This is a genomic window from Stygiolobus azoricus, assembly GCF_009729035.1.
GTDB lineage: Archaea > Thermoproteota > Thermoprotei_A > Sulfolobales > Sulfolobaceae > Stygiolobus > Stygiolobus azoricus.
Genome location: NZ_CP045483.1, coordinates 857,905 through 880,543, shown reverse-complemented (window position 1 = coordinate 880,543; position 22,639 = coordinate 857,905). Strand labels below are relative to the sequence as shown.

General features: G+C 37.1%; 21 protein-coding genes, 1 tRNA gene and 1 rRNA gene. 10 read left to right on the top strand and 13 right to left on the bottom strand.

What is annotated here, in order from left to right:
* The first annotated feature begins 41 nt into the window (after nt 1–41).
* Nucleotides 42–2,159 carry a V-type ATP synthase subunit I gene (locus D1868_RS05070; RefSeq protein ID WP_196770280.1) on the top strand — a complete coding sequence of 706 codons (2,118 nt, stop codon included), beginning with the start codon at nt 42–44 and terminating at the stop codon, nt 2,157–2,159.
* On the opposite strand, the gene metG is transcribed toward D1868_RS05070, so the two are convergent.
* Nucleotides 2,151–3,887, bottom strand: coding sequence for a methionine--tRNA ligase (gene metG / locus D1868_RS05065; RefSeq protein ID WP_156006173.1), 1,737 nt, complete (start codon nt 3,885–3,887; stop codon nt 2,151–2,153). The two genes, D1868_RS05070 and metG, sit on opposite strands and share 9 nt — an antisense overlap.
* Before the next feature lie 53 nt (nt 3,888–3,940).
* On the opposite strand from metG, the gene D1868_RS05060 reads away from it, so the two are divergent.
* Complete coding sequence (locus tag D1868_RS05060) at nt 3,941–4,864, top strand: DNA primase regulatory subunit PriL (RefSeq protein WP_156006171.1); 924 nt, start codon at nt 3,941–3,943, stop codon at nt 4,862–4,864.
* On the opposite strand, the gene pgsA is transcribed toward D1868_RS05060, so the two are convergent.
* Complete coding sequence (gene pgsA, locus D1868_RS05055) at nt 4,846–5,433, bottom strand: archaetidylinositol phosphate synthase (protein WP_196770279.1); 588 nt, start codon at nt 5,431–5,433, stop codon at nt 4,846–4,848. The genes D1868_RS05060 and pgsA overlap by 19 nt on opposite strands.
* A 35-nt stretch (nt 5,434–5,468) precedes the next feature.
* Here pgsA and D1868_RS05050 point away from each other — a divergent pair, with 35 nt between their 5' ends.
* From D1868_RS05050 to D1868_RS05040, 3 genes are read left to right on the top strand one after another with little or no spacing between them, the layout of a single operon-like run.
* Nucleotides 5,469–5,780: a hypothetical protein gene (locus tag D1868_RS05050; RefSeq protein ID WP_156006167.1), complete on the top strand. Its 312-nt coding sequence runs from the start codon at nt 5,469–5,471 to the stop codon at nt 5,778–5,780.
* Between the two features lie 24 nt (nt 5,781–5,804).
* Nucleotides 5,805–6,287, top strand: coding sequence for a protein-lysine N-methyltransferase (locus D1868_RS05045; protein ID WP_156006165.1), 483 nt, complete (start codon nt 5,805–5,807; stop codon nt 6,285–6,287).
* Nucleotides 6,287–6,718 carry a DUF2286 domain-containing protein gene (locus tag D1868_RS05040; protein ID WP_156006163.1) on the top strand — a complete coding sequence of 144 codons (432 nt, stop codon included), beginning with the start codon at nt 6,287–6,289 and terminating at the stop codon, nt 6,716–6,718. The genes D1868_RS05045 and D1868_RS05040 overlap by 1 nt, the downstream gene beginning before the upstream one ends.
* 38 nt (nt 6,719–6,756) lie before the next feature.
* Here the strand turns inward: D1868_RS05040 and D1868_RS05035 are convergent, their stop codons facing one another.
* A complete protein-coding gene (locus D1868_RS05035; protein WP_156006161.1) occupies nt 6,757–9,420 on the bottom strand; it encodes a DNA-directed DNA polymerase I in 2,664 nt (887 codons plus the stop codon).
* A 41-nt stretch (nt 9,421–9,461) separates the two neighbouring features.
* Here D1868_RS05035 and D1868_RS05030 point away from each other — a divergent pair.
* A tRNA-Arg gene (locus D1868_RS05030) sits at nt 9,462–9,548 on the top strand.
* Nucleotides 9,549–9,555: 7 nt separating this feature from the next.
* Here the strand turns inward: D1868_RS05030 and D1868_RS05025 are convergent.
* From D1868_RS05025 to map, 9 genes are all read right to left on the bottom strand, one after another.
* Nucleotides 9,556–10,785 carry a glycosyltransferase family 4 protein gene (locus tag D1868_RS05025; protein WP_156006159.1) on the bottom strand — a complete coding sequence of 410 codons (1,230 nt, stop codon included), beginning with the start codon at nt 10,783–10,785 and terminating at the stop codon, nt 9,556–9,558.
* 10 nt (nt 10,786–10,795) lie between these two features.
* The gene (rpl7ae, locus tag D1868_RS05020; RefSeq protein ID WP_156006157.1) at nt 10,796–11,176 is read right to left on the bottom strand and encodes a 50S ribosomal protein L7Ae; all 381 of its coding nucleotides are present in this window, start codon (nt 11,174–11,176) and stop codon (nt 10,796–10,798) included.
* Between the two features lie 61 nt (nt 11,177–11,237).
* Entirely contained in the window at nt 11,238–12,944 is a 1,707-nt protein-coding gene (locus tag D1868_RS05015; protein ID WP_156006155.1) for a glutamate--tRNA ligase, read from the bottom strand.
* Nucleotides 12,916–13,620: a phosphoglycolate phosphatase gene (locus tag D1868_RS05010; protein WP_231112471.1), complete on the bottom strand. Its 705-nt coding sequence runs from the start codon at nt 13,618–13,620 to the stop codon at nt 12,916–12,918. Before D1868_RS05010 ends, D1868_RS05015 begins: the two co-directional genes overlap by 29 nt.
* A complete protein-coding gene (locus tag D1868_RS05005; protein ID WP_156006151.1) occupies nt 13,617–14,804 on the bottom strand; it encodes an HD domain-containing protein in 1,188 nt (395 codons plus the stop codon). Before D1868_RS05005 ends, D1868_RS05010 begins: the two co-directional genes overlap by 4 nt.
* Nucleotides 14,805–14,842: 38 nt before the next feature.
* Nucleotides 14,843–14,961: ribosomal RNA gene (gene rrf / locus D1868_RS05000) — 5S ribosomal RNA — on the bottom strand.
* 53 nt (nt 14,962–15,014) lie between these two features.
* On the bottom strand, nt 15,015–15,209 hold the full coding sequence (locus tag D1868_RS04995) for a hypothetical protein (protein ID WP_156006149.1): 195 nt from the start codon (nt 15,207–15,209) through the stop codon (nt 15,015–15,017).
* Nucleotides 15,206–16,351 (bottom strand): DUF1512 domain-containing protein, encoded by a 1,146-nt coding sequence (locus tag D1868_RS04990; RefSeq protein ID WP_156006147.1) that lies wholly within the window; start codon nt 16,349–16,351, stop codon nt 15,206–15,208. The genes D1868_RS04995 and D1868_RS04990 overlap by 4 nt, the downstream gene beginning before the upstream one ends.
* Before the next feature lie 47 nt (nt 16,352–16,398).
* A complete protein-coding gene (map, locus tag D1868_RS04985) occupies nt 16,399–17,292 on the bottom strand; it encodes a type II methionyl aminopeptidase (protein ID WP_156006145.1) in 894 nt (297 codons plus the stop codon).
* 52 nt (nt 17,293–17,344) lie between these two features.
* On the opposite strand from map, the gene D1868_RS04980 reads away from it, so the two are divergent.
* The 4 genes from D1868_RS04980 to D1868_RS04965 are packed head-to-tail and all read left to right on the top strand — an operon-like array spanning nt 17,345 to nt 21,839.
* Nucleotides 17,345–18,028, top strand: a complete 684-nt coding sequence (locus tag D1868_RS04980; RefSeq protein WP_156006143.1) for a metal-dependent hydrolase — start codon at nt 17,345–17,347, stop codon at nt 18,026–18,028.
* Complete coding sequence (gene pheS / locus D1868_RS04975) at nt 18,029–19,423, top strand: phenylalanine--tRNA ligase subunit alpha (RefSeq protein ID WP_156006141.1); 1,395 nt, start codon at nt 18,029–18,031, stop codon at nt 19,421–19,423.
* A gap of 5 nt (nt 19,424–19,428) precedes the next feature.
* Complete coding sequence (gene pheT / locus D1868_RS04970) at nt 19,429–21,060, top strand: phenylalanine--tRNA ligase subunit beta (protein WP_156006139.1); 1,632 nt, start codon at nt 19,429–19,431, stop codon at nt 21,058–21,060.
* On the top strand, nt 21,057–21,839 hold the full coding sequence (locus D1868_RS04965) for an alpha/beta fold hydrolase (RefSeq protein ID WP_156006137.1): 783 nt from the start codon (nt 21,057–21,059) through the stop codon (nt 21,837–21,839). The genes pheT and D1868_RS04965 overlap by 4 nt, the downstream gene beginning before the upstream one ends.
* Here the strand turns inward: D1868_RS04965 and D1868_RS04960 are convergent.
* Entirely contained in the window at nt 21,813–22,604 is a 792-nt protein-coding gene (locus tag D1868_RS04960) for a nicotinamide mononucleotide deamidase-related protein (RefSeq protein ID WP_156006134.1), read from the bottom strand. The two genes, D1868_RS04965 and D1868_RS04960, sit on opposite strands and share 27 nt — an antisense overlap.
* Between the last annotated feature and the right edge of the window lie 35 nt (nt 22,605–22,639).

Genomic DNA, 22,639 nt, shown 5'->3' with positions numbered 1-22,639 from the left:
AATATTTTTAAGACATACCTGATTTATCATAGTGAATCACTGTGATTCTGCCTGAGACAATGGTTAGGGTTGAAATACTTACAGACAAACGAAACGTTAATAATGTGGTAACTAAGTTGCTTAATTTAAATGCATTTGAAGTTGACGACTCCAAAGCACCAATATCCCAAAATAAATATGAGGAGGCTAGGAGAAAGCTAGGAGAAACCAGTGAAAATATCAACAAAATAAAGATAATAATGGAACTTGGAGGAATTGAAATAGAACCTAAGGGTAAATTAAAAGTCTCTGACTGGTTTGAGATCGCGACTGAAGTGAACAAAGAATATACCAAAATTGAAGAGAAATATAAGGAATTACTGGAAGAAATAGGGAAACTCAGGGCCGAGTTAGAGTCCCTCAATACTCAGTTGAGCGAAATAGAGCCCTTCAAGGACATAGGAATAAGTCTAGAACTACTATACAAAACTGAATATTTTGAAGTAGCACTCGCCATATTATCTAACGAGCAGAGAAATAACTTGGAGAAAAACGAGAGAATAGCAGTATATTGCAATCCTTTTGCAGAGAATAAAAACGCTTGTATCATAGCTGGACCGAAGGGGACAAACCTAGAGACTAAATTAAAGGAAATAGGTGTCAGAAGATTCGAGACTCCAGACATGATTTCACCTCAAGAGGCTTATAATAACGTTCAGGAAAAAATTAAGTACCTTCAGTCTGTTCTTGGAGAAAGGAGAAAGGAACTAATTAGTAAGGTAGAACAAGACAGAGAATGGATAGCAGAGACCTATGGCAGGCTACTAACAGTAAGAGACGCGATGACAATTCTCTCTAAGGCTAGAGTATCAGAATACTACGTACAAATAGAAGGTTTTCTGCACGAAAAGAAACTTAAGAACCTCTTGGACGAACTAGAAGGCTTAGCGTTTATCACATATGAATACCCTAAGAGATATGCAGAAAATGAAGGAGAGACTCCGCCTACTTATGTTGAACTTCCAAAATCCATTAAACCTTTAGAATCGGTAATAGAACTTTATGGTGTTCCATCCTATTGGGAAATATCTCCTACAGTATTCTTAATAATTACCTTCCCGTTCCTCTTTGGTCTCATGTTCCCAGATTTCGGTAACGCTCTAGTTATTTTCATTTTCTCGCTGTGGTTCTACAACTACGGTAAAAAGAAGGGGAGTAATAACATTAAACAACTTTCTTTAGTTTTAATCTATGGCAGCGTAATCGCAATGATCACTGGGATTTTGGCTCGAGAATTCTTCGGTCCGTTGGCCGTAGGAGGGCTCAGAGAGTTATTAAATAACCCGGCGTATCCAAATGGTCCACTTTATAACATATGGCCAGTTCCTCAGTCTGTTTACGAACAGATAAAATACATATTACCTACTGGTGGAGCTGAACAAGGTATAGTTAACTCAATAATACTGTCCTTATTATTAGGTTCCATACTCTTGTTCGTGAGCTCCTTACTAGGAGTAATTAATGCAATAAAGAAGAAAGATCCTGAGTTCTTAGTGTTAGATAGGTTGCCTATCTTACTGATCTACACAGTACCATTTATAATATTTACCTACGGTCTAACGAACTTATCGAATTACATAGGACAAGTTGAAGCTTTGCTCGGAGGAATTGGTTACTTCTTGTTTAAGACCGGTTCACCAGCCCCTGGATCTACACAAACTCTTGCCGATATATTAGTAATCTGGACAGAACTAGCGTTAATTTACAACTGGGCTGGAAGAGTAATAATTCTACGTAAACATGAGAAGATGTCTTCTGTAGGAGCTATAGTCTTCGGTTTCATAGAAGGAGGATTTGAAGCTGGCATTCTGTTACTGTCTAACACTATTTCCTTCATACGAGTGTTAGTATTTGCCGTAGCCCACTATTACATACTCTATGCATTCTCTTATATGGGGTATCTAGCAGCTGGACAACCATCAACAGTTATCGCGTTAATAATAAACCCCATAGCGTTGGCGATTATAATAATCGGAAACTTACTGGCGATAGCATTAGAAGGTTTAATAGTTTTTATACAAGATATGAGGCTTCACTTCTATGAAATGTTCAGCAAGTTCTATGAAGGAAAAGGAAGAAAGTTCGAACCACAAGTAACTTACGTAGAAATTTTATCTTAATAATTCAGGTCTATTTTTTTCTATTTTCTTTCTTATTTCTTCTAATTTTCTATGGATTTCTTCCTGGAGTTTGAATTCGTCCTCTATAGATAAGTCTAATTTTTTAAACAATGGCTCTACATTCCCTATTTTTTGTCCGGGTTTGATGGCAAAGTCTCCAGCGTTATCCCACTTCTCGTTCTGAATTCCTGATAGCCCTATTTGTGAGTACAGTTTAGATGCGTGATCAGGCATAAATGGATACATCATAATGGCAATAGTCCTCAGCGAATTTGTAGCTATATATAACACGTTTGCCGCTTGCTGCTTATCTGTTTTAATTAAATTCCACGGAGCCCTTAAGTTTAGGTAAGAATTTCCGTCTCTAGCGAGTTTCAACAGTTCTTCAGTACCCGCCTTTAGTTTACCTAACTCCATCAACTCTCCCATTTTTTTAGGTGCTTCTTTTATTTCATTAATAAACTTTCTATCATCATCAGTGTAAACACTCTCGTCTGGATTAGGTACCTCTCCTCCGAAGTACCTCTTGACCATAGATAAAACTCTGTTTGCATAATTCCCTATATCATCGTTGAGTTCAGTGTTTACAATCCTTACCGCTTCTCTCCAAGTGAAATTAGTATCTTTTTCTTCTGGTCTAAGCCTTATTAAAACGAACCTCCAATATTCGATATCCATTAACTCCTTGGCTTCATCAATCCATATTCCTATCTTCCTACTTTTACTGAACTTCTGCCCCTCGTAAAGTAAATACTCGGTCGAGGCAATTACTGTAGGAAGAACATAACCTTCCCCAGAAGCCATTAGCATTGCAGGTAATATAACTGCATGAAAGGGAATATTATCTTTGCCTATAAAGTAGTAGCTCTTGACATCATTACCGAACCAGAATTCCTTCCATTTCTCTTCATTGCCTTCTTTCCTGAAATACTCAATAGTAGCAGATATATAACCCAACAAAGCCTCAAACCATACATACACAGTTTTGTTCACAGCTCCTTCAAACGGAGCTGGAATACCCCAGGCATTATCTCTGGTAATACTCCTTGGCTTTAAGCCCTCTTTAACCCAACTTAAAGCTACTGACTTAACGTTTTCTGGCATGTAAGGAGATGAAGATATCCAATCCCTTATCTTATCGCTAAACTCAGATAAATCAAAGAACCAGTGTTTAGTCCGTTTAAAGATTGGTTTACTACCACATAAGGCACATTTCGGGTTAATCAGTAGCTTAGGAGTTAATAGCCTACCACAATTATCACATTGGTCACCTCTAGCATCTTCAAATCCACAGTAAGGACAAGTTCCCTTGATAAATCTATCCGGTAAGAAGAGTTTATCATGTTCACAATAGGGTATCTCGTCTTCCTCCACTTTTATGTACTTTCTTAGATTCAACAGGAAACTTCTAACGAATTCCTTATGAACTTCAGACTCTGTTCTTGTGTAATTGTCAAATGTTATCTTCCACGTTTCCAGAAACAATTTTTTATCGTATTCATGGGCTTGATCAGTTAATAATTTAGGGTGAACTCCCCTTTTCTTAGCTTCAATTTCTATCGGAGTCCCGTGTTCGTCGCTTCCGCTCACGAACACCACGTTTTCCTTACCATACTTCATTCTAGCGTATCTAGCAAAGACGTCAGCAGACAAAATCGAACCTATTAAATTACCTAAATGTGGAACCGAATTAACATAGGGCCAGGCTGAAGCTACGAATATTTTCATATATCACACTTTGCTCACGCGTGGAATATAAGTTTATAAAATTTCTTAATCAGATGAGTTTTGAATTGGCACTAATAGACTACTCTAAATACCCTTTCCTCAAAAGCCTCGAAGATGAACTCAAAAAGTACGGCAATTCAATAACTATAAAAGACTTATTAATCATTAGTAAAGAAAAACTTGATGAAGCAAAGAACAGAATAGAGAACATTATGAAAGAAAAATTAAATGTACCATACTCCCAGCTCCACGGCGACACGGTCTTAACCTTTTATTTATCCTTACTTATTTTGTCTGCATTAGGAAGTAAAATCCTTACAGAGAAGTTTGTTGAGAATGAGGTAAGTGTTTTTAAATCGCAATTAATGATGGAAAGACCAGACGTAGTAGTTGAAATAGCAAAAATGTTAGGAATTAATGTTAACACTGATGAAATAGAATTACGGGAGTATCAGGGTAAAAAAATAAGGTCAATAAGACTCCCTTTTGCTATTAATTTTGTTGAGTACTTAAAATATTCGAAAGAGTTAAGGAAAAAAGACGAAAAATTCTCATTACGTAAACACGTCTTACAAAAGGGTAATGTATATTTAGACAAGAGCGAACTAGTCGACCTAATAACTTATAGAATCAGAGAGAGGATAATGAACATAATTAAACAGATCCAACTTACTGATGTTCCAGAAGAAATAAAGAAATTAGCTGATGAAATTAAAGGAAGAAAAACTCCACCCTGCATTATGGAGTTGATGAAGAGAAAAGAAAATCTTACTCAAGAGGAAAAGAAGATACTCTTGACATATATGATCGACATAGGAGCTGATACCAGGGACTTTGCTCCAGAGGAGATAGTAAAGGAAATTAAGAAGAATAGAGTTATAGTTTACTCTTGTGAAAGGATAAAAGAGTTGAGCTTGTGTGTAAGTAATTGCGGAGTCAAAAACCCATTGCAATTGTATTATGGTAAGCTTCTATAGACGTAATAGAATCTTTGCACTACTGTTACTGCGGATAAAAGACAGAAAATTACTAGAATGATCGAAGCTACTTTAAACGAGAAGAAAGATACAAATAGGACAATTATCGTAAATATAATCCTTTCCCCTCTTTCTATTATACCCCTACCTTCGATCTTGGTTAAGCCTAAAGATTCTCCCTTAGCTCTAACATATGGGATAACTAATGACAGCCCTATAAGGAGAGATGTCAAGAATGGCGAAAAACCAAGGATCACCAAACCTAGGAGGTAATTAATATCCTCAATTCTGTCTAAGCTACTATCAATGAAGCTGCCTTTTACTCCCGCATTATTAGTCAACCTCGCTATTTCACCGTCAAGTGCATCCATAAAAGCCGATATAGCTATAACTAAAATCCCCAGAAGTGGATTTTTGAATATATATATAATTAGTAAGTATACAAAGGACAAGACTAGACCCAGTAGAGTTACAGTATTTGCAGTGAGACCCATTTTGCTTAAAGCTTTAGCAATAGGTTGAAGAATCTTCTTAGATTGCTTCCTTACTCTGGTTATCAAAACCAACACCGTTATTAACTACTTACCGAACTTTTAATGGGACTATGAAGGCTAAAAAACTGATCTTGGTAACATCCGAATCTCATCCTTCGCATAAAGCATTTTTAAAAGTTACTGAAGATTTAAGTAAGGAGTTAAATATAGAAAAGGAGATAAAAATAGAGGACTACAGCTTCCTAACAGATTACGGCGAGAAGGACGACTTTGGAATGCCATTTCTACCACAATTACTGATACAAACAGAGGATGGAAAAATAATACCAGTTCTAACCCAAATGCCATTTAACCAGAAGTTACAGCCTGATCCCGAGAAGGGGAAGGAAGAAGCTCTTAACAAAATTAAAAATATTACCTGAATAGTTTTAGTATAAGTGAGAAACGTGAGTTACGTTCCACATGTGCCATATGTACCCACACCAGAAAAGGTAGTAAGAAAGATGCTGGAAATAGCAAAGGCTGGCCCAGAGGACATCGTGTATGACTTAGGATGCGGTGATGGCAGAATTATAGTAACAGCTGCTAAGGAATTCCATGTTAAAAAAGCTGTTGGAGTAGAAATAAACGATGAAAGAATAAAGGAAGCAATCGAGAATATAAAGAGAAATGGAGTAGAAGGAATAGCTCATGTTGTAAAAGGAAACTTCTTTGAGGTAGATATTTCAGAAGCAACAGTCGTAACTATGTTCTTGCTAACAAATGTAAATGAAATGTTAATGCCTAAGCTCCAGAAAGAGCTTAAACCTGGAACAAGGATAGTATCTCACGAGTTCGAAATGAGAGGATGGAAGCCCAAAGAAGTCGTAAAAGTTGAGGATGGGAATATGACACACCTTGTTTATCTTTACGTAATTGGTGAAACTTGATGAAAGTTTTGATATTAAGAAGTGAGGATGGAAACATAACTAAAAAAGATATAGTCGAGGGAGAGTTTGACAAGGTATTAAGGGAGATAGCTTCTAGTGCGTTAAAGGAATGGAATGAGACCTCCTCAGACTTCACAATAATGAGGGACATGTATGAGGTTAAAATACCCCTGCCCCTAAAACCCAACGTTTACGAAATAATTAAGGGCTATTTAAAATCTAGGACAAAGACCGAAGCTATAGCAGAAATACCAGTATATATAATAAGTTTTGATAATAGGTGGATGGACTCAGATTATCGTGATATGAAGGTTTACGTGGTGTCTCCCTATATCGATGAGAACGTAGAAAAGGAATTAACTGACTATGCTATTCAGGCTACTTCACAGAAACCAATGAATACTGAAGAAGAAGAGGAAGAAGAAGAATAAATAGTTAGTTTATGTTATTTTTGTCTAGGAGTAAAAAGTTATTTTGTATACTTATTATTGGCGAAGAACGAATCTATAGTTATAGTAGATACAATCTCATCCCAGCTAATATTGAATGCTCTTAGTATTTGTTCAAACGTGCTTCTTAACGCATCAACATATTTATCCACGTCAATTTCACTTAGCTTCGCTAGCTGTACTGGCTTTACTCCGTCTTTGTTCTTTACCTTCACAAACAATATTACATCTCTAGGAAGCACCATTACGCCGTAGGCAGCTAACTGCAATGCTGCTTTTACGTGTTGTGGGGTGTTCTTCTTGTATGCATCTAAAGGTTTTGAAAGCATAATCCTAAATGCTAGCTCGTCGAGATTATAACCTTTATTTTTCAACTTGTTATATATATCCTTTATCTTGTTTTCTAGTGCTACCTTAATTTTAGGTATATCATCTGGGGAATTCATAGATGCTATTAGTGTCTTGACTTCATTGAACTCTTTCTTAATAAACTCCGGTGTGTTACGTTTCTTTGCTAACATTCCCTTAATGTCGGTCTTACCATCTGGGTATACACCAAGATAATTCTTCTTAAGTCCCGAGAACGCTACAAACTTATAAACTTTATCCACTTCTAAGTCTAGACCGAACTTTTCTTTTACAAATTTAATTATCTCCTCCAGTTTATCCTTAGGAGGGTTATATATGAATAAAGAGTCTGTATCACCATATAACACTTGTAAACCCATAGACCTTGTAGTCTGTGAGGTCATAGTTATAACATATCTACCTATGGCAGTGACACTTTCTGCTACTGCAGGTGCGTATAGAGGGAAAGTTTCTGCACCGAAGACTCCATAAGTAGCATTGATGAATACTTTCATAGCTCTTTGAACTACATCATAAAGTGACCTTTGCTCCTCTGAAATGTCCTTCTGTTTAGCCTTCTTCTTATAAATTTTGACTCTGAAGTCCCTAAGTAATCCAGTTATAACTGCAGTTATACCCGGACGATCCATACAGACAAAGTGTAGCTTTTGTCCTTGTTCATCTACTATCCATTCTTTTTTCTTGCAATCCATGTTGTCTACCGTTTCATAACTTATGTTCCAGTTTCTGATTATTGAAGGATACAGTGAAGCAAAATCAAGAACTACAACATTGAAATAAACGCCAGCTGGTGGATCAATTACTACTGCACCCTTGTATCTTTTACCTTTAATTGTAGCTGCAGTCTTAATTTCGTTAGATCTAGCAAGTATATCCTCCTTTAATGGTATAAGCCAATTTAATTGCCTATGTTCCCAATAGTATAAGTTCTTTACCCACGTAGATACTTCAGTTCTCGTTAGTTCTTCTAAACCTAATTTAGATATTCTAGCTAGTAGTATTATTAATTTCCAAACTAAATTATTGCTATATGTAGTTAACTTTAACGTAATTTCCGCGTCTCTGAAGTTATACTCAACCAGCTTGCTCAGGTCGAGAAAGCTAATAAATGTGTCAAGTTTAACCTTAGACATACCAAGTAAAGCACTTGCAACTGCATCTAAGTTATACTCACTATATTTACCTTCAAATGCATAATTTCTTACGGCTTTGTTAAAGAAGAACTTGTAGAGATCGATATGTAATCCTGGTAGGAATTTTCCTTCGTCATTAACGATATCAAAAGGTATTTCATCTTCCTTAAAATTAAGCCTTAAAGCCCTATAATATATGTAAGGAATATCGAATTCATCGCCATTAAAAGTTAGAATTAATGGATACTCAGCTACTATCTCAAAAAACCTCGCCAATAACTCCTTCTCTGTCTGAAAAGTCTCAACGCTAAAGTCCTTAGCAGTAATTTCAGTATTTACATCATGCCTCATTAAGACGAGTACCTTCTTCAAGCCATCGTTCCCAGCAAGCCCGATGCTTATAATCGGAAACTCAGCTCTCTCTGGAGAAGGTATTCTACCTTTAGAAGGTGTATAAACCTCTATATCTATTGCAACTCGCTTTACGTCTGGTACCTCGCTTTCAAATATTGGTATCCACTCTTCTACAGTCCTCTTTGTCATTTCATCTGAGTCAGCAAATGCTTTCTTTATCTCCTCAACCTCTCCTCCTTTCAATTCAGGCTTAAGTGGTTCTAATTTACCTTTTCTCACTACGTAAGGCAAACCAGGTATTAGACCTAAGTCATAAACATAATTATTGAAGTACTTAATATGTGCCTCAAAAGCCTTAGGCACTGAATTCCTCATCCTCCTTACCGCTAGAGGATCCTTGGTTACAACCTTAGTGAGCTTAATGTATTTACCCGTATAAGGATCTATCTTCTGAACTAACTCTATGTGGTCAAAGGAAGGATCCCTGACTATCTTAGGGATCTTATTAACCTTATCTGGTTCAATATCGGTCAGAAAATAGGGTTTGTGATTAGTATTATCATATAAAGTGTAAATCTTACCTGTGATCTTATCGTAAAGTTTACAAACAGCTTTCCCCTTTTTGCCGTCATAATCTACCTGAAGTAAGAAATAGGTTTTACCCTCTTCCGCTTCAGATAACCATGATCCCCTCTTTTTTAAGGACTCTTTTCTAGGCTGTGTATAGGATATTTGTTCTTCTTTCTTAGGTTCCTCTCTAGGATTTTTCTCGTCTTCCTTCTTCTTATTGTTGACGGTAAAATCAAAAAGTGTTACTTGTTTAGCCATATACAAATTTATTATTATGTGGAATACGTTATAAGTTTGGAGGACCCGTAGCTCAGCCAGGATAGAGCGCCGGCCTTCGGAGATACGAGGAAAGCCGGTGGTCCCGGGTTCAAATCCCGGCGGGTCCGTTATACCTCATTTAACAAAACTTGAAAGAAAAACCTCAGTCTCCTTAGCAACATTCTCCCACTTTGAATGAAGATCGAGAAATTGTCTCACCTTCTCGTCATTATGCTCATTCTCGTATTCTTGTTCGTTCATTTCCATAACCTTGTTAGCGACTGCGGCCATTCCTTTAACGTCGTACTCCCTTACAATCTTAACTGGCTTCAACCCTCCATAGACAAATCTTATTGCAGGAATATCATATGTTACCACTGTAGTTCCTAAAGCCAGAGTGTCAAGAACTACAAGTGAAAAACCATCCTGATGGGAGGGATAGATGAGAACTTTAGCATCAGCCACAGTCCTATATAGCTCATCGTAGGGTAAATAGCCCTTATACTCAATGCCTTCAACTTCGAGAAACCTCTTATCACTTTCGTTATACAGTTTTCCGCACACAACGAGTTTAGTATTTAGTTCACGAGCTATCTTAGGTAATTCATAGAGACCTTTTTGAGGAACAAGCCTTGCATAAAATACTGCGAAATCGCTTTTGTTTCTAGTCTTTCTGTATTTAAAGAGAATATCTCTATTGAATGCATTCCCAGGTTTATATACTTTTGTCTTTACTTCGTATTTTTCAGAGACCCTATCTAAGCCTGAATAGTAAAATGCTGAAGGGGACACACTTGCTATCCCTCTCAAAACCCCATCTCTCATTGCCCTTAAAAAAGCCCATTTATCAAACTTATAAAAGAAATACATCATAGTATCGTATACCCATCCTTTGAGGCCTAGAAAGTGCCTATACCCTCTTCCGAAGGAATTCCTAAAAGGCTCGTCATGTAATAACTTAACTAACGGCTTACCCAATTTCTTGGCAATATGATACGAGAGTCTTAACGTAATTGGATCTTCATGCATATCATATACAATATTTACTTTACTGGGTAATTCATCTAGTATTTTTTTATCAGGTCCTAAATCACCCCAATTGAAATACACCGTATGAGAATTAATAAAATACCTAAAAGTACGAATTTGAGTAGTAACCCCATTCTCCAAATAGGAGTAAACCAAGGGGTGAATTTCAACTCCTTTTAACTCATCTAAGACCTTCTTTCTTGAAGGATCTACCAGAAAAGAGGGGGTGTAAAGAGTTACCGCATGACCTAATTTAACAAGTTCCTCAGTAACGTTCTTAATGTGTGTATAAACTCCAGAAGTATTAAATATATTTCCTATAACAAAAATATTCATTGTAAAAAATTTAACTTGCTTGTCCTTTTAACCCTTCTACTCTCTTTATTATCTCATCAACTAGTTCTTTTGCCTCACCTGGGTCTACTATAGCAGCTGACGCAGCAGCTACTTGAAGGTTACAAGCCTCACCTAGAGCTTTCTTTGATGGAACGTAGACATACGGTATCTTCTTTTCCTCGCACAAAAGAGGTAAGTGCGCTACTATTTCTTCTGGTTGTACGTCCTCAGCTATTACCACAAGTTTTGCTTGGCCTCTTTCGACAGCTTTAGTTGTTTCGTTAGTACCTTTCTTTACCTTTCCAGTCTCTCTAGCCTTCTTGACAGCTTCTAATACTTTATCGGCTAAATCTTGCGGAACTTCAAATTTTACATAAGACGGCTTAGACATGCGTTCATCCTCCTCCTAACTCGTCACGCAATAACATATCACTTCCGGAAGATTAAAAAACTTACTCATGTGAAAATATAGCATGAACAACTACATTGTTATTCTTTACTTCCTTCTTATCAATTCTCACAAATCCGAATCTCACGAACTGAACTATATCGCCCTCTTCTAAATTACCAATCTCTTTCTCACCTACGCCGTGAATCTCACTAACTCCCGCATTAGGGTCAGCAATGTATACTATTACTGGTACGGCCTCATCTTTCTTTACCCACTGAACGATTTTAGCGCTGATTTTTCTCGCTTCCTCGACTCCTTTACTATGGTATACTAACTTTCCTCCTTCAATCATCACGTTACACAACTCCATTAATCTAAGGACTTTCTCTTTTGCATCATTTTCGTCGATAAATATAGAGGAACCGGGTTTCACTATAATTTCACGGTAATTTGATGGATTTGAAGGATGATAGGGAATTCTCGCAGTTATTTCCTCTGGTATATCAATTACGTACTCCCTTGGCTTCGGAACGAACATTAGCCTCTTAGCAGTTTGATCAAGTTTTTTCCTATTTAGGGAAGCAATATTGTCAAAACTGATTGTAGCATCGGACACTTTAAGACCAACAGTAATTATGATCTCTCTGATAGTATCAGGGAGAATTCCTCTTCTTCTCAACCCTGCTAATGTAGGAAGTCTAGGGTCATCAATACCTGCTCCTCTGTCAAGTGCTGTTCTAATCTTGGATTTGCTCATCATAAAACCTTCCAGTTTAAGCCTACCAAACTCATGAACTTCAGGATAAGACCATCCCATGTAATTATATATCCACTTCTGTTTCTCTGCATTCACTGCGTGTTCTTTCCCCCTGAATATGTGGGTAACTGCTAAGTCATGATCATCAATAGCGCTAGCGAAATTATAAGTAGGCCATATCCAGTACTTATCACCCTCTAAAGGATGCGGATTAGCCTTCACGTCTATAATTCTTAGTAAAACCCAATCCCTTTGTGAGGGGTCGGGAAGATTAAGATCAGTCTTTAACCTAAGTACGGCTTCTCCTTCCTTAAATTCTCCGTTCAACATTTTTTCGAATAGGTCGAGATTGAAAGAAGGTTCCTTATTTCTATTAGGGCAAGGTATCCCTTTATCTCTTTTCTCCTTGAATTCTTCTTCGCTACAAGTATCTACATATGCATAACCTTTTTCAATAAGAGCCTTAGCGTATTTATAATAGAGACACAAACGTGCTGAAGCCCTAACCTCTAAATCCCACTTTATCCCTAACCATTTTAAGTCTTCTCTTATCCAATCGTAAGCTTCCTTAATTGGTTTCTTAACCTTAGGATCTGTGTCATCAAATCTTAGGATGAATTTACCTTTATACATTGATGCGTACTCGTAAGAGATAATCGCTGCTCTCGCATTCCCTAAATGTAATGGACCATCAGGATTAGGGGCAAAACGTGTAATGAGTATTCCCTTAACGGGTATAGCAGGTAATGTTTTTTTACCCTCCTCCTTTTTCTTCTCTTCTAGCATGTCTGGGTATTTGTCCTTTAGTTCCTTCATTTGATCTTCAACGGTCATTGAGTTTACTTTTTCTACGACTTTCTTAGTCAAGTCCACGATTTCTTTAGCCTTTGATCTTAGGTCAGGCCTCTCCGAGAATATTTTACTCACGACTGCATTCACATTAGCTTTCCCGTCATGTTTAACGGCGTTTTGTAAAGCGTATTTATAAATCAGCTCCTCTATTTCTTCCATGTATATCACCTCTATTTACGATTAGCATATTTACAAATTCTGCTACTCCTTTTCCACTTTTCTCCTTAGTTATATAGTTTCCCAATTTCTTTACCTTCTCTTCACCGTTGCCTACTACTACTTTAAATCCAACTTCCTCTAAAAACTCTACGTCAGTGTCTGAATCACCTATACCTATCACGTCATTTTTGCTTACTCCTAATAACGATAGGAGAAATCTAACTCCGTCACCTTTCCCTTTTTTAGACTTTGAGATGTGAATAGCGTAACCACTGGTTTTAATGTATAATCCTTTTTCTCTAGCCCACTTAACCATTTCCTCTGTTAATTTTGGTGGGGTGAATGTTAAGTCACAACATTTGAAGGGATTTTGCCAACTACCCCTTACGTTGAACAGTTTCTCAAATTCAGTAATTAGGCCTTTATCGATCTTCTCACAAACCTCATAGAGCCTATCATAATAGACTACACATCCGTTCTCCGCTACTATTCCTCCATTAAAGCCTAAATACGTATATAGTGCTCTCAAAACTGGGTAAGAATTCCCACTTACAATACCTACTTTAAAGCCAAGTTTTTGTACTTCTCTTAAAGCTCTAATTGCATCTAATTCAAGAATATATGTATCTCTATCGATAGTTAAAGTCCCGTCAACATCGACTAGTATTAGCTTCAACTCAATATATCTCTTGCCCTATTTACAAATTTATAGTCAACGTAAATTCTCCCGATATTTATATATTCTGGTATTGATTTCAGTAGAGTACTAGACAAATCTCTTAGAGATTTATATTTTCCCTTTGATAATACCTTAATCTTACTTTTATCGATAATTTTTATCTTTTCTTCAAACGGGAAGATTGCATCTCTAGGGATTCCATATCTCTCTAACTTGCTTACCAGCTCCTCTAATGGAGTAGTAAGCTTATCAAAAGTAACTTCTTCAAATACGACCTTTGGACCGTTTCTATTTAAGAAATTCTTTATCTGAAGCTTAAGATTATCTGGAGTATTGTAATCTGATAAAGCCTCATATAATTTAGAAAAAACCCATTCGTCATCCCAATACACCAAGGAACCTTCATTGACACTCTTCTTAATATAGCTTGTGTTAAATAATTCCGGACAGCATAATTCTACTACTTGTTTAAATATGTGGCGTAAATATATCTCGTATCCTAGAATGGTTTTGTGATAATATACCGCCTGATACATATGCAATCTGGATATATAAAAATTCTCCAGACTATATAATCCTTTTTCTAGAACTATTATGTTGCCATCTTCTCCGTAACTAATTGTATCTATTAACCTTTCCAGATCTAAGTTTCCTAATTGAACACCAGTATGTCTAGAATCCCTTATTAAGTAGTCCATTCTGTCTACATCAACATCGCTATCTATGATACTTGAGAAAGAGTTGTCTCCATTATATATCTGTAGAATTTTTCCCACATCCACTGAATACTCCTCAAATATTTCTTTAAGTTCACCGTCATTGCGTATAATTTCATCCCTCAATATTTTATTACTGAGATTTAATTGAAGGTAAAGCGGTTCAATTGCATGGCTAAAAGGAAACTGACCTATATCGTGAAGGAGGGAGGACAAGCGAATAAGATTAAGTTCTTCTGAGGTAATAATACCGCTCTGTTGAAGCTTTTCACCTACTTTCTGCGAAAGATAAAAAGTGCCTAGGGAATGACTAAACCTAGTATGCATCGCGCCAGGATAAACAAGATAGGCCAAACTGGTTTGTTTTATCCTTCTTAACCTTTGAAATACGGGAGAATCTATTATCTTTGTTTCAAGATCATTTAAGGTTATATAACCGTGAATCTCATCAAATACTTTCTTCATTGATATATGACTAAACTAGAAGTATTAAAAATGAATGCCCATCCCAGCTCAGAAGGGCTGCGGGTCCTCGCGGACCCCACGGCCCTTCTGACGTGGGCGGCTTAACTTCCGGGTTCGAGATGAGTCCGGGTGTTACCCGCCCACTATGGCCGGGTGGGCAATCTATTCTAATCTCTCAAAGCTTAAAAAAGTATCTGATTTAATACGCCGTTATTTGTTCTTTTGCTGTTGATTAGATTTAGCATATATACCCCATATAAAAAGAGGTGCACCATCTTGGGGGCAAGTACCCTCAATTTTCGGAATAAAGTCGCCCTCTCTGAAAGGTCTCTCAGTAGTGTACCCGCATTTAAGACATTTCAGTACAGTTACAATAGGTTTTTGTTGCTGTTGACTTTGGCTCATTGAGCTACACCTACTGTATTTCCTACTCCTATCAATACTACAGTATCACCTGGTTTAGTTCTTTCTAGTATCAGCTTCTTAACTAATTCAACAACTTTATCGGCAGCTTCATATACTTCTTGAGGCATGGATGTAATTGCCTCCTCCATACTCATCTTTACTATCAAAGCATCTATTGGTATGTTATACTTTACAGCTACCCTTTCGATCGCAATCTTCTCTGGACCCGGATCTCCCATAGCAACTCCAGTTCCTTCAGCAATCTCACCTGTAGTCTCCCCTTCTAACTTTGCTGCTGCGTCAACTGTTATTATTCTTGCCACTTTTCCGTTTTCTTTCTCTACAATTTTCTCTACCGCCTCACCAGGAGTCCCAACTGTAGCCATAGGACCTTCAGCTTTAACTACTATAAGTTTTCTGCCTTCGAATAAGGTTTCCCCAGCTATTACTTCTCTACTCGGAGACCATTTTTCTGGAATCAACATTAGAAATCTAGAGGCAACCAATGGACCTAGAGAGTCACCTACTGGAACACCTTGGATAAATGTATCTTGAGCCTTCTCATAGGCTTCAACCATCTTTACCAGAATTGGAACTACACTTTGTAATTGCAACAGAATAAAATAACTATTCAGTTTTTTACCCAATAGGAGATAATGTCTGATGACCTTGTAAATGTTATTCAATCCATTTATAATCTCAGCGGAAACTTCTATCTTACTTCTAGTTACTGGGTCAACATTAGGTAATGTGGTCATTATTATACTTTTAATTTTGTCTTCACTTGTCCTAATTAGTAGCCTCATCCTACTAATTATATCCGTAGGCTCTACACTAACTGGGTCGATGGTAAACATGTCTGCAAATCTCTTAGTAAGCTCTTCTGGATTCGATGCACCTTGTTTTTCTAATAATTGTTTAGTTTTACTTTTAGCAGTATTTAATGACTTCTCTATTTTAGCCAAACTATTTTCTATTTCCCTAGAAGCAAAGTAAATATACATCCTCTGCTGAAAACCAGGTAACGACATCAAAGCAATGAGAGCGAAGAATACAATATATGCAAGGAAATAGTAAGCACCGTTTAATTGATTAGCCGCACCTGATTGAGCTAAGGCTATTATAGCTGTTACGCCTAACATTCCTCCATCACATTTATGTTATAAACACAAGAGATAATAATTTTTTATTAAGTTATTACTTCCACTCCATCCCTAGTAACTAAGACCGTATGTTCGAACTGTGACACAAAACCCTTCTTAACTTCCAACAGAATAGGATAACCTCTGAGAGCACCTTTCCTCATGAGAGTTCGTATCATCTGTTTTACGTATTCTGCCTCTCCCAAGTTAGCAAACCAACGCTCGCTGAAGGGATTCTTATTTACTTTCTCATAGATCTTCATGAGAAAGTCTTTTTCCTCATCTGTCAACCCCTTAACATCAGTAGACCTTACTGCAAAAATCGTAATCTCCTTTCCCTCTATCACTTTTCCTCCACCGTCCGTAGCGAAGGGTTCGATAGCGTAAGTGTTATCCTCGATTATCCTTCCCATTCCCCTCTCGTAAACGTTTGGAATAAATATCCCTGCATGAAGTTCATAACGCCTAATCAAGTGACCGCCGAGGTTCGCTATGGGTTTATATCCGTAACTCTTAATCGTCCTCTCAATCGCCTTTCCGATTTCTCCGATATCTACTCCTGCCCTTATAGTCTCTATAGCCTTATCTAGGGCTTCCTTTGATGCCTCAGCTAATTTTTCATATTTAGGATCTAAGATTACTGTTACTGCAGTGTCCGTTATGTAACCATCAATGTGAGCACCTAAATCTAACTTAACAACCGCGTTTTCAGGGATTACTTTAGTGTCGTTGATCACGGGACTGTAATGAGCAGCTTCATTATTTATAGACAGATTGCATGGGAACGCAGGAAAGGCTCCACTCTCGATTATTATTTTCTCAACGGTTTCACAAATGCTTATAACCTTTACCCCAGGCTTAATTAACTTCGCCCCTTCTTCTCTCGCCTTAGCCGCAATTTTTCCAGCCTTTCTTAGTATTTCTATAACCTCTTCATTCATGAGAGTATATAAAGAAAGGAAGTTTTAATTTTTAGCTTAGAAATATTCTATTATGCCACAACTACGTTGGTTAGGTCATGCAGCTGTCGAACTTTATATAAACGGTAAACATATTATTATAGACCCACTAATAAAAGATAACCCCTTATCTCCCGTAAAGTTAAACTATTTTGATAATAATCTAGACCTAATTATAGTAACTCATGACCATTACGACCACTTAGGAGACACAGTTGAACTGATAAAGATGAACCCTAAAGCAAAGGTCTTCGCTACTTACGATTTAGAAGCCTATCTAGCTAATGAGTACAAAATCGATTGGAATAAATTCATACCGGCTAACGTAGGAGGATACGTAGATTTCGACGGTATTAAACTTGCGTTGACAAAAGCTGTTCACTCTAGTGAGCATAGTGACCCCACTGGTGCAGTAATTAACGGAGACGGAATAACAGTATATCATGCTGGAGATACGGGGCTCTTTGAAGACATGAGGTTAATAGGTGAGTTGTTTAAGCCTGATTATACTCTATTACCTATTGGCGGAAGGTTCACTATGGATCCTCAACAAGCAGCTATAGCGGTAGAGATGCTAAAGCCTAGAAAATATGCAATACCAATTCATTATAATACTTGGGATTTAATTAAAGTAGATCCTAATGACTTCGTAAGAGAAGTTAATAAAAGAGGTTATAAGGCATTAGTACTTCAGCCTGGACAGAGCGTGGAACTATAAATGCTAAGCGAGAACGAGATTAAAATAATTGAATATTTGAAGACAAAACCAGACAGAACTGCCTCAGCTGAGGAAATTAGCAAAGCGTTATCAATCCCAATTTCCTCTATCTATAGCCTCGTCCAACTATTAAAGGAAAAGGGATACGTAAGAACTGAAGAGAAAAAAGTAACTAAATATGAGCTAACAGAGGAGGGTAAACTAAGACTTCAGAATGGAATGCCCGAAGAGAAGTTGATCAAGATCCTTAACGGGCAAAGTAAAAAAATAAGCGAGCTCAGAGAGGTCTTAGGCGAGGAATTAGAAATCGCTTTAGGTTGGGCGAGAAGGAAAAACCTTATAAAAATAGATAAAGACACAGTCATCCCTCTTGTTAACGACTACCACTCCCCAGAACTTGACCTATTAAGAGACCCTTCTAAGATAGACAATGAGAATTCAAAACAGTTAATTTCGAGGAAGCTAATAACTGCTAAACAAGAGACGTTTCTCCTTTTAACCCTAGTACAAGACATAGCAGAGCCTACTAAAACTATAACATATATCACGCCTGAAATTCTCAGGAGTGGCGAATGGAAAAAAATCCCGATTAAGGAGTACAACGTTGAAGCGGAACCACCTTTCTATCCGTTAGCTAAGAAACACTTTTTCAAAGAGTTCTTGGAGAGACTAAGGGATGTGATGATAGAACTTGGATTTACTGAAGTTAATGGAAATTACGTTGAACTTGAATTTTATAATTTTGACTTACTGTTCCAAGCACAAGATCACCCCGCAAGAGAAATACATGATAGTTTCATGATCGAAGGTAAGGGAGAAGTTAAAGACGAGAAGTTAATTGAAAGAGTTAAAGAAATGCACAAGAAGGGCTGGAAATACGAATGGGATGAAAGCGTTGCCCTGAGATTGGTTCTAAGAAGCCAGACTACCTCAGTAACTTCAAGAGTTTTAAGTTCTAATCCTAAACCACCGATAAGGACTTTCACTATCGGTAAAGTCTTTAGACCAGACTCAATTGATGCGACCCATTTAATTGAGTTCCATCAGCTAGACGGTCTTATAATAGAGAATGGGTTTACATTTAGGGATCTGCTAGGCGTTTTAAAGGAGATATTTTACCAGATAGGGATAAAGGAAATTAAATTTAAGCCAGCTTACTTCCCTTTCACCGAACCAAGTGTTGAAGTCTACGGAAGGATTGAGGGTCTCGGCTGGATAGAAATGTCAGGAGCGGGACTGTTAAGACCCGAGATTCTTCAGGCAGTAGGAATAAATAGTGACGCAGGAGCATGGGGAATAGGAATAGACAGACTTGCAATGCTTCTTTTCGGCTTGAAAGATATTAGATTATTATATGCTAATAGTATAGAGTTTCTCAGAACATTTACGGGTTGAGACTAATGGTAACTATAGTAGTCTACAAATGGGATATAATTAATCAACTGAAGATAAAGGAAAACGAACTAGAAGAGTTACTTTTTAACTTAAAGTCAGAAGTTAAACCAGTTGATCAAGATCATGTCGAAATAGAGATTAATAACGATAGACCAGATCTTCTATCCTCTTCTGGAATAATAAGGGCTATTAAGGGATTAAAGAAGTTAGAACTGGGAGAAGCCAAGTATGAGGTAAAGAAAAGCGAATATACATTGAGTGTAGAAAACGTTGATACAAGACCCTATGCAATAGCGGGAATAATAAGAGGAATAAAATTTGATGAGGATTCACTAAAGGAATTGATACAATTTCAAGAAAAACTTCATATAACTATAGGAAGAAAAAGGAAGAAGGTTGCAATAGGCATCCACGACCTAGATAAGATTACATCTAAAAATATTGTTTATAAGGAGATCCCACTAAATTACAAATTTATACCACTTAACGGAAACAAAGAAATTACCGTCAAAGAAGTTTTAGAGTCTACAGAACAAGGAAAACAATATGGGAATATATCGGTTAAAAACGGAAAAACTCCAGCAATAATGGAAGATAACGGAAGCGTACTGAGCATACCGCCCGTTATAAATTCAGAAAAAACTAGAATTGAGCTAACTACCAAAAATCTCTTCATAGATGTAACCGGTACGTCTCTAGATGCCGTGATCTCTACCTTAGACCTATTAACTACTAACCTCGCTGAGATAGGCGGAAAGATAGAGCAAGTAAAAGTTTTAAGTGCACAACAAGACTTCTGGTCTCCACTGCTAAAGCACACTACATTGAGAATCTACTCAGATTATGTAAATAAAAAATTAGGAATAAACTTGTCAACCGATCAGGTAGTAGAGTACTTAAGAATGGCCAGATTTGACGCTAATGTTATGGGTTATAATGAGATAGAGGTCGCTATTCCCCCTTATAGGGTAGATATAATTTCACAAATTGACTTGGTTGAAGATATAGCTATGATGATAGGATATCAAAACCTTGAACCTTCGACATATAAACTTTCGAAAATTGGAAATGCATCTGAAAAGACTTTAATAAGCAGAAAATTAAGGGACTTAAGTATAGGGGCTGGTTTCACCGAGATATTTACTTTCGTTCTAACTAACGATAGAGAAATTCAGGGCGATTATGTGAAAATCCTAAATCCAGTAACAGTGGACTACACTGTTATTAGAAACTCCTTAATTCCTACAACGCTATACTTCTTGAAGCAGAACCAACACTCAAGAATGCCTATACTAGTGTTTGAAATAGGTGACGTCGTAATTAGGGGAAATACAGATACGGGTTATAAAAACTCAACAAGAGCAGTATACGCAATAATGGACAGTAAAGTTAGCTTCGAGGAACTTCAAGCTAGAATCCACCAAATCCTTTATAATTTGAAAATAAACTTCAGCTACAGAAAAAGTGAACATCACCTCCTAATTAAGGGTAGGACTGCTGAAATAATAAGAGACAACTCTGAGGTTATAGGAATAATAGGAGAAGTCCACCCGGAGGTTTTAGAAAAACTGGGGATCGAATATCCAATAGTTATAAGCGAAATATACGTAGATAAACTCAGTGGCGATAACGAATGATAACACTACTAAGCAGTGGAGTAAGAATATACTACGAAATTAAGTCCCAACCTGGTTTAACAAATACTGTAGTCCTGATACATCATCTGGCAGGAAGTGTTAAAAGTTGGAAAAATGTTTATCCTATCTTAGCGTCGAAATTCAACGTTTTAATTTACGATTTACGAGGACACGGTAGATCATCGATAACTCCTTCTCCCTACTTAATTGAGGAACATTCATCTGATTTGAGAGAACTTCTTGAAGTAGAAAATATCAAAGACCCAATTATTATTGGTCATTCTTTAGGTACTCTAATTGCCATAGATTACGCATTAAAGTATAGTATAAAAAAGCTGGTCTTGATAGGGGCATTATATAAAGCCCCCTTTAGAGAATCTTATGATAGGATGGTTTCTATAGCACTCTCTCTAGGTATGGAAGCTCTAGCAGAATATAGAAGAAAGATAAATGACTTCTCACCTACGTTATATATGAACCCTAGAGCGTGGAATGACCTCCTTGAAGTATACCGCGAAAATACGCCTCTGGGCTATAAGTACGCTGTGGAGGGTTTGCTTAACGCTAGAGATTACTCAAATGACTTGGAAAAAATAGATGAAGACACTTTAGTTGTGTACGGGAGTGAGGACAAGCTAGTACAAAACTTACAAGTATTCCAACAAAAAATTCGAAAATTGAAAAGTAAGGTATTTCAGGGATATGGTCACTTCCTTAACTTCGAATACCCAGAAGAACTTACTAATCAAATCTTAGCCTTCTTGAATACTTCCGCCTAATTGTTTGCCTATTTCCATAAGCTCCTTCTTACAATTTTTAACTTTTTTCTTTATTTCTTCTTCGTTCTCAGAACTACCAGCAATCTGGACTTCCAGTAGAGGATTATCGAGTTCTTTTCCTTTAGGATGTGTCTTTATATACAGATCGTATTTCTTAACTAATTGTTTCACGTATGGGGCTAACGCTGACTCCATCACGCCTTTAATGATGAAGTTTTCCTCATAATATTTCTTATTAGGTCTGTTACTCAAGTAACGGGAAAGAAAGTTTTCCAATACGTTTTCCATCTCTCTCGGGACCCCTGGAGTGACTAGTATTTCTATTCCTTGATAATTTATGTAAATCCCTGGAGCTATCCCAGTTTCATTCTCTACTGGTATACTACCTTGTGGCATCAAAGCCATTTTCCTCCTTTCTTCTGTAAGTTGTATTCCTAATCTAGAGTACTTTTCAATTAACATTTGAAGAGCCTTTTGGTTTAGCTCAAGCGGTCTATTAATTGCGAGAGATAAGCCCTCGCTTGTCTTATCGTCATAAGTAGGACCTAGACCCCCAGTAGAAACTATTAATTTAGGTTTTCTACTTAGCGACTCTATAAAGGCTTGTTTTATTTCATCGAGTTCGTCCATAACTACCGTAATTCTCCTTATAGTAAAACCTATTGAAACCAATCTTCTAGCTATATGGGAGGCATTTGTGTTAACAGTTCTACCGCTCAGTATTTCATTTCCTACGGTTATAATTTCAGCGTACCACTCATTCACAAAAATAGATAAAAGGGCGAAGATTAATTATTTTG